Source organism: Accumulibacter sp., from assembly GCF_016789985.1.
Lineage (GTDB): Bacteria > Pseudomonadota > Gammaproteobacteria > Burkholderiales > Rhodocyclaceae > Accumulibacter.
This window is the reverse complement of record NZ_JAEUOL010000092.1, coordinates 1-11,238: the sequence shown is the minus strand read 5'-3', so window position 1 is coordinate 11,238 and position 11,238 is coordinate 1. Positions and strand designations below refer to the sequence as shown.

The 11,238-nt window shown below is 67.1% G+C and carries 8 protein-coding genes and 1 pseudogene; 4 read left to right on the top strand and 5 right to left on the bottom strand.

The genetic code is table 11. The features are described 5' to 3' along the window. Window positions 1-491, top strand: a pseudogene (locus JNK99_RS05590) (IS3 family transposase); the annotation flags it as partial. Window positions 492-562: 71 nt separating this feature from the next. Here JNK99_RS05590 and JNK99_RS05585 read toward each other — a convergent pair. Genes JNK99_RS05585 through JNK99_RS05575 form a run of 3 tightly spaced genes read right to left on the bottom strand, consistent with a single transcriptional unit; the run spans window position 563 to window position 6,484 of the window. After that, the gene (locus JNK99_RS05585) at window positions 563-2,017 is read right to left on the bottom strand and encodes an efflux transporter outer membrane subunit (RefSeq protein WP_291849852.1); all 1,455 of its coding nucleotides are present in this window, start codon (window positions 2,015-2,017) and stop codon (window positions 563-565) included. Continuing rightward, on the bottom strand, window positions 2,010-5,240 hold the full coding sequence (locus JNK99_RS05580) for a multidrug efflux RND transporter permease subunit (RefSeq protein ID WP_291849849.1): 3,231 nt from the start codon (window positions 5,238-5,240) through the stop codon (window positions 2,010-2,012). Before JNK99_RS05580 ends, JNK99_RS05585 begins: the two co-directional genes overlap by 8 nt. A gap of 14 nt (window positions 5,241-5,254) precedes the next feature. Beyond that, entirely contained in the window at window positions 5,255-6,484 is a 1,230-nt protein-coding gene (locus JNK99_RS05575; protein ID WP_291849846.1) for an efflux RND transporter periplasmic adaptor subunit, read from the bottom strand. Window positions 6,485-6,622: 138 nt separating this feature from the next. On the opposite strand from JNK99_RS05575, the gene JNK99_RS05570 reads away from it, so the two are divergent. Together JNK99_RS05570 and JNK99_RS05565 are read left to right on the top strand one after the other, a co-directional pair. Further along, window positions 6,623-7,300, top strand: a complete 678-nt coding sequence (locus JNK99_RS05570) for a TetR family transcriptional regulator (RefSeq protein ID WP_291849843.1) — start codon at window positions 6,623-6,625, stop codon at window positions 7,298-7,300. Between the two features lie 118 nt (window positions 7,301-7,418). Then, window positions 7,419-8,594 (top strand): MFS transporter, encoded by a 1,176-nt coding sequence (locus JNK99_RS05565; RefSeq protein ID WP_291849840.1) that lies wholly within the window; start codon window positions 7,419-7,421, stop codon window positions 8,592-8,594. 110 nt (window positions 8,595-8,704) lie between these two features. Here JNK99_RS05565 and JNK99_RS05560 read toward each other — a convergent pair whose 3' ends face one another. Together JNK99_RS05560 and JNK99_RS05555 are read right to left on the bottom strand one after the other, a co-directional pair. Further along, window positions 8,705-9,865 (bottom strand): NnrS family protein, encoded by a 1,161-nt coding sequence (locus JNK99_RS05560; RefSeq protein ID WP_291849837.1) that lies wholly within the window; start codon window positions 9,863-9,865, stop codon window positions 8,705-8,707. A gap of 116 nt (window positions 9,866-9,981) precedes the next feature. Then, complete coding sequence (locus tag JNK99_RS05555) at window positions 9,982-10,668, bottom strand: RluA family pseudouridine synthase (RefSeq protein ID WP_291849833.1); 687 nt, start codon at window positions 10,666-10,668, stop codon at window positions 9,982-9,984. A gap of 142 nt (window positions 10,669-10,810) precedes the next feature. Here JNK99_RS05555 and JNK99_RS05550 point away from each other — a divergent pair. Beyond that, window positions 10,811-11,238 (top strand): enoyl-CoA hydratase-related protein (locus JNK99_RS05550; protein ID WP_291849830.1); only part of this gene is annotated, 428 nt, incomplete at its 3' end.

Sequence of the window (11,238 nt, the reverse complement as noted above, 5' to 3'; positions counted from 1 at the left end):
ACCTGCGCAAGGGCGGTGGTGTGAAGTACGCAAGATTGCCGCGCAGTACGGCGGATATCGTGACCGATGCGCTGAGCATGGCCTGGTTCGGGAAGCGACCGGCAGCGGGGCGGTTGCCTCACTCCGACCGAGGCAGCCAGTACGACAGCCAGACCTTTCAGGACAAGCTCAAGGCCTACGGCATGACCTGCTCGATGAGCCGGAAAGGCAATGGTCGGAAAAACAAGCGAAGCGCCGTTTCGCGAGCCGTCAGGTGAGCGGGCGAAGCCCGGCACAACGCGCCGACCGGGAGCGGGTTCAACCGTTTCAGGAACGAGCAGGTGCACGGCGTTCCCTACGCCAGCCATGCCGACATGAAGGCGGCCAGCTTTGAGTACATCGAGGTCTTCTCCAACCGGAAACGGCTGCACTCGACCCTCGGCTACCGATCACCTGTTCAGTTTCTGGAGAACTGGATCAGGCAGCACCCTCAGGAGAATCTACCAGCATGACACCCGCGCCCTTCGGCAGACGAGAAATCCAGGGAAGCTCAACCGCCATCTGGCTCAATTGATGACACGCCCTAGAACAACAGATCGCGCTCCGCCTGGCGCGTCGCCATCCCCGCCTGATAATCCCAGCCACCCCCCATCGCCCTGGCGAGGTCGATCAGCGCAAGGCGCACGTCGCGCGCGGCGAGAATCTGCAGGGTCTGCGCCTGCAGGAGCTGACGCTGCGCATCAAGGACGTCGAGGTAACCCGAGTAGCCGGAACGGTAGCGCAGTTCGGCAAGTTCGAGCGAGGTCGCCAGCTTCTTCACCCGCTCGCTCTGTGCGGCGAGCGCGTCGCGCGTCGTGCGGTTGGCGAGCAGCGCGTCGCGTGTCTCGCGAAAGGCTGTCTGCACGGTCTGCACGTAGTTCACCAAGGCTGCCTCGCGGCGGGCCGTTTCGGCCTGGACGTTGGCCTCGATCGCCTTCAGGCCGATCAGCGGCTGCAACAGCGAGGCGCCGATGCCCCAGGCCAGTGCCGGGCCGGAAAAGAGGTTGGCGAGAGCCGCCGATTCCGAACCGTAGGAGGCGGTCAGCGACAGCGACGGAAAATACTGCGCACGCGCCGCATCGATGCGCAGGCTGGCGGCGGCGAGCTGGGCTGCGACCTGTTTCACGTCGGGCCGTCGTTCGAGCATGTCGGAGGGCAGGCCCGCCGGCACGTCCGGGACTGTGAGCAGGCGTCCCTGCGTCACCTCGCGCGCGATCTGCGGGTCGAACACGGCACGTGGCGAACGTCCGAGAATCGCTGCCAGAGCCGACTCGTAGGTGCCGACCGCGCGCTCGGCGGTGGCCAGGTTGGCGACCACGGCGGCGCGTTCGGCCTGCGCCCGCTGCAGGTCGTAATCGCCGATGATGCCTGCGTGGTAGAGATCGGTCTGCAGGGCGACCGTTGCGTCGCGCGCCTGCAGGGTGTCGCGCAGCAGGGCGAGTTCGGCGTCGGCGGCGAGCAGGCCGAAGTAGGCGCGTGCGGTTTCCGCGGCGACTGCCGTGCGCACCGTCTGGCGGGCATACTCGGTGGCCAGCAGCTCGCTGCGCGCCGCCGCCGCGCCCTGGCGATAGCGTCCCCAGAGGTCGACTTCATACGAGGCGCGCAGGCCGGCCAGGTAGTCATTGTTGGTCGGGTTGAAGTTGGCGGGCAGCGGTTGTGAACCGACCAGTGTCATGCGGTTGCGGCTGGCATCGACACCGAGGTTGGCGCTTGGGTAGAGGTAGGATTGCGCCAGCAGGACGTTGGCGCGCGCCAGGTCGACGCGTGCCATCGCCGCCTGCAGGTCGAGGTTGTGGGCGAGCGCTTCGTCTACCAGGGTGCTCAGGGCCGGATCGTCGAAGCGGGTCCACCAGCGCTCGAGACCCGGTTCGCTGGTCGCCGTTGCCGGCGGGAGGTCGAGCAGCGGAGGCGCGCTCGGGGTCGTCTGGCAGGCGACGAGGACCAGTGCCGCCGCGCCCATCAGCGCCAGGGTGCAGCGTCGCCGTTGGTGTTCACGCATGGCTGCCTCCCTGGCTTGTCGACTGCGTTACGGGGGTTGGCGGCACAACATGCGGGTCCTGATGCAGGTGTCGCACCTCGTCGAGCAGTTCGTCATGCGAGCGCCTTTCGCGGATGCGCCGATCGTAGAGCACCTTGAAGAAGAGGGGCACGTGAAATACGGCGAGCAGCGTCGCGGCGATCATGCCGCCCATCACCCCGGTGCCCACCGAATGGCGTGCGCCGGCACCGGCGCCGGTCGAGATGGCGAGCGGCAGGACGCCGAGGATGAAGGCCAGCGAGGTCATCAGGATCGGCCGGAAGCGCAGGCGCGCCGCTTCGATCGCCGAGGCCGACGCTGACAGACCTTCGGCGTGCTTGAGCACCGCGTACTCGACGATCAGGATGGCGTTCTTGGCGGCCAGGCCGAGCAGCGTCACCAGACCGATCTGGAAATAGACGTCGTTGGTCAGCGGCGCCGCACCGAAAAACGGGCCGAGCAGGTTCTTGGCCCAGATCGCGACCAGCGCGCCGAAGGTGCCGAAAGGCAGCGCGAGCAGTACCGAGAGCGGCAGCGACCACTTCTCGTAGAGCGCCGCGAGGATCAGGAAGACCATCACCACCGCCAGTCCGAGGGCGAAGATCGAAGCGCCACTGGATTTCTTCTCCTGGTAGGACGAGCCACCCCAGTCGAAACTGAAATCGGGCGGCAGCACCTCGCGCGCAATTGCCTCGACGCGCGCGATACCCTGACCGGAGCTGATTCCCGGTGCCGTCTGGCCGATGATCTTGACCGCCGGCAGGTTGTTGAAACGGTCGAGCGAATCCGGGCCCGAGGAATGCCTGACCGTGACCAGCGCAGCGAGCGGCAGCATGTCGCCCTTCCCGGAGCGCACGTAGAGGCCCTGGATGTCGTCCGGGCGCTTGCGGTACTCGGGTTCGGCCGACATCAGCACCTGCCAGGTGCGGCCGTACTTGTTGAAGTCGTTGACGTAGTAGGTGCCGAACGTGGATGACAGCGCGGCAAAGACCTCGTCGATCGATACCGCCGCCTGCTTTGCTTTCTCGCGGTCGACGTCGACGAACAATTGCGGCACGGTCGCCCGCCACAGGGTCTGCGCGCCGCCGAGTTGCGGGTCGCCGTTGGCGCGGGCGAGAAACTGCTGCAGCACTTCCTGCAGGCGTTTCGATCCCCCGTCGCCGCGGTTCTGGATGAAGAACTCGTAGCCACCGGCCGTTCCCAGGCCGAAGATCGCCGGCGGATTGAAGGCGAGCACCAGCGCTTCCCGGATGCCTGCGGTTTTCATGAACAGCTCGCCGACCAGTTGCTGCGCGGTGGTGCTGCGCTCGTGCCAGGGCTTCTGCGTGATGAACAGGGTTGCGGCGTTGTTACGGAAGCCGCCGCCGATGAAGTCGAAGCCGGCGAAGGCGACGACGTCCTGGTTGTCCGGGTTGCTGCGCACCGCTGCTTCGACCTGCTCGACGACACGCGTCGTACGTTCCAGCGTCGCGCCGTCGGGCAGGATGACGGCGCTGATGTAGAAGCCCTGGTCCTCGTCGGGTACCAGGCTGCCCGGTGTTGCCCGCCAGAGGAAAGCGGTGACCGCCACCATGCAGAGGTAGACGGTGAGCACGAGCGCCGCCCGGCGGATCACCCAGACGACGCCGTCGACGTAGCGCCCGGTGATGCGCAGGAAGCAGCGATTGAACCAGCGGAAGAAACGGTTCGGCGCGCGCTGGCCGTGCTGCAGCATGATCACGCAGAGCGCTGGCGACAGGGTCAGCGCGACGATGCCGGAGAGTACCACGGAGATCGAGATGGTCACTGCGAACTGGCGGTAGAGCTCGCCGGTCAGCCCGCCGAGGAAGGCGATCGGCACGAAGACCGCGGTCAGGGTCAGGACGATGGCGATAATCGGGCCGCTCACCTCGTGCATCGCCTTGACCGCCGCGTCGCGCGGCGACAGACCCTCCTCACGCATGATCCGCTCGACGTTCTCGAGCACGACGATGGCGTCGTCGACGACGATGCCGATGGCCAGCACCATACCGAACAGGGTCAGCGTGTTGATCGAGTAGCCGAGTGCGTAGATGCCGGCGAAGGTGCCGAGCAGCGACACCGGTACCGCGGCAAAGGGGATGATCGCCGCCCGCCAGCTCTGCAGAAAGAGGTAGACCACCAGGAAGACCAGCAGCATCGCTTCGCCGAGCGTTTTCAGGACTTCCTCGATCGACACCCGGACGAAGCGCGTCGTGTCATAGGGTACGGTGTAGGTGAGGCCCTCGGGAAAGCGCTGTTGCAACTCGTCGACGGTGTCCGTCACGCTCCTGGCGACGTCGAGCGCGTTGGCGCCCGGGGCGAGGAAGATGCCAACCAGGGTTGCCGGCCGGCCGTTGTAGCGGCCGTTGAATTCGTAGTCGCGCGAGCCGAGTTCGACGCGTGCGACGTCGGCGAGGCGGACGGCCGAGCCGTCCGGGTTGGCGCGTACGATGATCGTGCTGAACTGCGCCGGGTCGCTGAGGCGTCCCTTCGAAGTCACCGTGTACACCAGATCCTGGCCCTTGCCGATCGGTGCCTGACCGACCTTGCCGGCGGCGAACTGCGCGTTCTGCTCGTTGATGGCGCGCGCCACGTCGCCCGGCGTCAGCTTGAGCTGCGCCAGGCGGTCCGGTTTCAGCCAGATGCGCATGGCGTAGTCCTTGGCGCCGAAGATCTGCACGTTGGTCGTTCCCGGCAGCCGCTTCAGGCGGTCGAGCACGTTCAGCGTCACGTAGTTCGAGGTGAACAGGTCGTCGTAGCGGCTGTCCGGTGAAGAGAAGGCGAGCACCTGCAGGAAGGCCGACGAGCCGGGCTCGACGGTCACTCCCTGGCGGCGCACTTCGAGCGGTAGACGGGATTCGACCTGCTTGACGCGGTTGCTGACGTTCACCGCGGCGATGTCGATGTCGCTGCCGATGTCGAAGGTCACCTGGATCTGCACGACGCCGTTCGATGACGAATTCGACGACATGTAGATCATGCCGGAGAGGCCGTTGATGGCGTTTTCGAGTGGTGCGGCGACGGTCGATTCGATCACCTCGGCCGAGGCGCCGGGGTAGCTCGCCTGCACGGTGACGACCGGCGGTGCGATTTCGGGGTACTGGGCGATCGGCAGCGCACGCATCGCCGCCAGACCGGCGACGACCAGCAGTACCGAAACGACGATGGCGAAGATCGGGCGGTCGATGAAGAAGCGGGAGAACATGGGGGATGCTCCGCCTATCGTTGCGTAGCGTCGCCGGCCGTGGCGGCCGGCGACGAGCCGGCAGGTTCGCTTGCCGGCCGCGGCGGTCTGACGCGCACCGGAGTGTTCGGCATCATGATGCGCGCCAGACCGTCAACGATCACCTGGTCGCCGGCGGCCAGCCCGGATTCGATGATCCAGAGGTTGACGCCCCCGCTTTCCGACCAGTCACCGACCACGACCGGTCGCGGTGCGGCGATTTCCTGACCGTCCTTGTCCTTGCCGAGGACATAGACGAACTTGCCTTGCGGCCCCTCGAGCACCGCCACCTGCGGCACGGCCAGCGCACCCTGGCGTTGCGCCCCCTTCAGCGTGACGCGGACGAACTGGCCAGGCTTCAGGGCGAGGTCGCCGTTGGCAATCTCGGCACGCATCTCGAAGGTGCCGGTCTGTGGATTGACCCGCGTGTCGGCGAAGTTGATGTGGCCGCTGCGCGGAAAGGTCGACCCGTCGGAGAGTTTCAGCGAGACCGCGAAGGCATCGTTGTGCGGCAGTGCCAGGCGCCCGTCGGCCATCGCCTTGTTCAGTCGCAACTGCTCGCCGTCGGAGACGTTGAACAGCACCCAGATCGGATCGACCTGCGACACGGTGGTGAGCAGCGTGGTATTGGCGTTGGCCAGGCTGCCTTCCGACTGCTGGGCGCGGCTCGACAGGCCGCTGATCGGCGCGACGACACGCGTGTAGGCGAGATTGAGCCTGGCCTCGGTGACCTTCGCTTGTGCCGCCTTGATCGCCGCGCTGGCGAAATCGGCGGCGGAAGCGGCATCGTCCGCCTCCTTCTGACCGATCGCCTTGCGCTCGGCGAGCGGCTTGAGGCGTGCCGCTTCGCGGTCGGCCTGCGTCTTCTGGGCGCGGGCGCGCGCCAGTTCGGCTTCGGCCGAGGCCAGTTGCGCCTCGAAAGGCCTGGCGTCGAGCAGGAACAGCGGTTGCCCGGCACGCACCGCGGCGCCTTCCTGATAGAGCCGCTTTTCGACGATGCCGGTGACCCGTGCCCGTACTTCGGCATCCTTCGAGCCGGCGGTCTGCCCGACATATTCGAAACTCACCGGGTAGGCGGCCGGTTGTACGCCGACCGTCGTCACCTCGGGGGGCGGGAAGCCGCCCATGCCGTTCGGTGCCTGTTGGCCGCAACCCGCCAGTACTGCGCCGGCGACGACCAGATGGAGGAGAGAATTGGCCGCAGGGCGGACAGGGGAGACAGGCATTGTTGGTTCCTCGAAGCAGCAAGTCGGGCTGCCAGGCAGCCCGACTTGCAGAAACGGCGAATTTTACGTACATTCAGGAATGTTTGTAAATGCGTCGAGCGAGAAATTCGTTGCTGGCGGTTACGGTGGATCGGAAAAATGGTGAGAAGGACGAAGGACGAGGCACTGGAAACCCGCGAAGTGCTGCTCGACGCGGCAGAACGGGTGTTCCGCGCCAGCGGTGTGACGCGCGCCACGCTGGGTGACGTGGCGAGCGCCGCCGGCGTCACCCGTGGCGCCGTTTACTGGCATTTCCGGAACAAGGCGGAGCTGTTCGCGGCCATGTGCAGCCGGGCTACCCTGCCGATGCAGACACGGCTCGAACAGGCGGCGGCGGGTGACGGCGACGACGCCATCGTCACGCTGCGCCAGGTGTTGGTACAGGGCCTGTGCGAAATCGCGTCCAACCCGCGTACGCGGGCGGTTCTCGAAATCGTGCTCTGCAAGTCGGAACGCCTGAACCATGGTATCGACGGGGCGCCGCAGGCTGACGAGATGGACCGCCAGTGCGTGTGTGCCGTCGAACGCATCGTCGCCCGTGCGGTCGAGCAGGGCAGGCTGCCGGCGGAGACCGACAGCAACCTCGCGGCACACCTGCTGCAGGCATTCTTCCATGGCGTGATCCAGCTCTGGCTGATGCATCCGGAGGCTTTCGACCTCGCGGTTGCCGCCCCGGCGCTGGTCGACACGATGATCGCCGGGTTGCTCGCCGCACCGCCGCGGCGTGCTGCAGGCGGCGAGCTGGTCGTCTCTGAAACGGCCGGCACCCGCTGCTGAGCGGGCAGTCCGGCGGGGCGCGGGCCAGCCAGAGGCAGCCCTGCTGCTGGCCGGCCGAAGCGCAGTCTGTCTGTGCCAGTCTTGCGTGGCAGTGGCCTTTGCTGCCACGATTATGGCCATGAACCCCGCACTGCCCATTTGCGATGGTCGTGCCGCCTGGCTGCTGGCCGGCGTCGAGTTGTTCTTCTCGTTGAGCTGGGTGGTCTACATCCTCTTTCTGCCCGAGCTGCTGGCGCGCGGCGGGGTGGATAAGCGTTATCTGCCGTGGCTGCTGGCCGCCGACCAGTTGTTGTTCGCGCTTGCCGACTGGTCGGTCGGCGTGGCGGTGGACCGCGCGCGGGCGGCGCTGCGGCGGATCGGCCCGCTACTCGCGCTGCTTGCGACGGTGTCGGCCGTGGCCCTGTTGTTGCTCCCCTGGCTGGCGGCGACGCCGCCCCTCTTCCTGCTGGCGACCGCCTTGTGGGTCGCCACCTCGGCGGCGCTGCGCGCGCCACCCTATGTTCTCCTCTCGCGCTACGCTGCCCGTGCGGCGATGCCGCGGCTGGCCGGCATCCAGTTGCTCGGTCTGGCCGCAGCAGCAGCGCTGGCACCTTACCTGGCGATCGTCCTCAAGGGGGTCGACCCGGCCTGGCCCTTCGTGCTCAGTGCGCTGGCGGTTGGCGGCTCGGCGCTGGCCCTGGTCTGGGTCGAGCGCGCACAGCCCGCCACGCCAGTCGTTGTCGCTGCACCCACCGTGCCGTCAGCCGACCCGGCACGGCGCGCGGTCTGGTGGCAACTGTTGCTGATCGCCCTGTTGCTCGCCTTCGGCCAGCAGGTGCATACGGCGATCAACTCGGTGGCGCAGTTCAAGCGTCTGGCCGATCCGGCGCTGCTGCCCTGGCTGATGCCGGTCTTCTGGGTCGGTTTCAGTGCCGGCCTGCTGCTGGTCGATCGCTTGGTCCGCGCCCGCGGCGCACTGCCCGTGCTGCAACTGGCGTCTGTGGCGGGGGCACTCGCCCTGAGCGCGGCGGCGATGGCCGGCGGGTTGCCGCTGCTGCTATCCAGCCAGTTTGCCGCCGGAGTTTTCTGGGGCTGCATCCTCTGTGCCTCGATCGGCGTCGCATGCGAGCGCGGCTACCCGCGGCAGACCGGTCGCAATACCGGGGCGCTGATGGCGACCCTGGCGGTGGCGGCGCTGTCGCGCCTGGGTCTGGCCGCTGCGGGTGGAGCCGAGCTCGCAGCCCTGTTCGAGTGGCTGCCGGTGGCGCTGTGGGGGGCGGCAGTCGTTCTGCTGCTGCGTCTCAGGTGGACCTAGCGTCGAGCGGCGTTTCACGTCGAATTGCTCGGCGAACCGCCGTTCCAACGGTGACTCTCGAACGGATAGCCGGGGGAGAGCCCGCTCGCTGTCGCCGCTGTGGCGTATATTCAGTGCTCCTTGCCGTCCACCCGCGGCCGCAGCAGGTAAGGGATGTAGCGCCAGCCGAGGAGGGCGAAGCAGGCAAACCAGCAGGTTGCAGCGAGGCCGATCCAGCGCGGGTAGTCCGTCGGGTCGATCTGCGGCAGGATGATGCGGATGAAGAAGCCGGCGATCATGATCCACAGGACGCTCCTGTCGAGGCGGTCGAACTGGACCTGGCGCCCGGTGTGGCCCTTGGCGATACGGATCAGCATGGCGGGAATGATCAGACCCATGGCGCCAAAGGTGAACACATGGGTGGTCAGCGAACCCAGCCAGGCCGGCTGTGCAAGCTGTTCGACGAACTGCAGCAGCAGTTGCGCGACGATCGCCAGGTAGCCGAGATACATGATGCCGATGTCGAGGCGGCATAGTGCCAGTTGCGGCTTCCAGAAAACGAAGCGGAGTGCGAGCAGCAAGGCGAGCAGCAGGGCGACCCAGGGCGAGACGGGGGTCGGCAGCAGGCTGGTGGCAACCAGTAGCAGGGCGAGCAGCTTGATCGCCGTGTCGAGCGCCGGCTGGCGCAGGATGTCGGCCTGCAGGGCGTTCTTCATGAACTGGGTGACGGTTCTTTCGAGCATCACCAGGAAGGCGACGCGGAACAGGGCCAGGGTCATCATGGCGCCGGTGGCAAACTGCTCGGGGTCGATGAGCAGGTGCTTGGCGACCAGGAACAGCGGCAGGATGACGAGAAAGAAGTAGTTGTCGCGGAAGGTGTCGGCATGGTGATGCCGGATCAGCGTCCACAGCAGCATGACGACGATGGTGCCGAGGAAGAGGTTGCTCGACAGGCGGAACAAGGCCGGCGGCAACTGGCCGGCAAACCACATGCCGGCGCGTTCGAGCAGCCAGGCGGCGACGAGGACGATCAACGCCGGGCCGTGGTAGCCGCGGATTTTCACCCAGTTCTTGGTCGAGGTGAGCAGGAAGCCGCCCATCACCGCCCAGCCGAAGCCGAAGAACATTTCGTGCGCGTGCCACTGACCGGGCGTGAACGGTGCCGCTGGCGTTTCGATCGTTCCGGAGAAAATCAGCGCCCAGATTACCGGCAGACCGAGGCCGGCAAGGCAGGCGAGGGCGAAGAAGGGTCGGAAGCCGACCAGCCAGAGGGGGTGGGTCGAAAAGCTCATGCTGGCGGAGTCCTCGGCGGCTGACAGCCTGGTGTTCAAGGGGCGGGAGAGACGCGCAGTATAGCCGGGCGATCGCTGCCTGTGGGCGGGTGCCGCGCTGCTGCACGGGCCGCCGGCTAGAACGGCGCTGCCGAGCTGAAACGCATGGTCTGGCCGCTCGCGGGATGGACGAGAGCCAGGTGTTCGGCGTGCAGCAGCAGGCGTTGCGGCTGGCCCGGCGTCGCCCCGCCGCCGTAGAGCAGGTCGCCGATGATCGGGTGGCCAATGGCCTGCAGGTGCAGGCGCAACTGGTGCGTGCGGCCGGTTTCCGGCCACAGTGCCAGGCGCGTGGTGTCGGCGGCGGCATCATGCTGCAGCACCTGATAGCGTGTCCGCGCGGGTTTGCCGGCCAGCCGGTCGACCTTCTGCCGTGGCCGCCGCGGCCAGTCGGCGGCGAGCGGCAGGTCGATCGTGCCGCTCGCCGCGACCGGCTGGCCTGCGACCACCGCCACATAGCGCTTGTCGATGCGCCGTTGCGCGAAGTGGATGCTGAGTTGCCGCTGCATCTCCTTGCCGAAGGCAAACAAGAGCAGACCGGAGGTGTGCATGTCCAGACGATGGACGATCAAGGCCGACGGATGTGCGGCCTGCACGCGCCGCGCCAGGCAATCCTGCTTTTCGGCACCGCGACCGGGTACCGCAAGCAGCCCGGCCGGCTTGTTTACCAGGAGCAGCGCCGAATCGAGGTGGACGATCTCGATGCCGCTGTCTGGCGGCGCAATGTAGGGCAGGGCGGGGAGGCGGCTGGCGGCGAGCTGGCTCATGTCGTGGATGCCGAGGATCGGGGGCCGGAGGCGAAGGCTCCATTGTCGCGCATTTGCCGGGCGGTGCAGGGCCAGCGAGATCGACTAAACTGCGCGGGCGCCCGGCCGGCGGCGCCAGACAACGGACCTTGAGGAGGACGACTTGAGTATTGCCATTCCACAACTGACGACGATGAGTGTCGAATTGAACGAGGGCGTGGCCGAGATTCGGTTGCAGCGTCCGGAACGGTCCAACGCCCTCAACGAGGCAATGTGGCAGGAGCTGCGCAGCGCCTTCAACTGGGTGGACGCGACGCCTCAGGTGCGCGTTGCGATTCTGGGCGGTGCCGGCCGCAATTTCTGTGCCGGGATCGACCTCGCGATGCTCGCCGGGGTTGCTCAGGCGGTTGCGCAAACCGACCCGGCGCGCAGCCGCGAGGCTCTGCGGCGCCTGATCCTCGATCTGCAGGATTGTCTGTCGAGCGTCGAGCGCTGCCGCAAGCCGGTGCTGGCGGCAATTCAGGGAGCCTGCATCGGCGGCGCGGTCGATCTGGTGACCTGCTGCGACATGCGATACGTGGCGGCCGATGC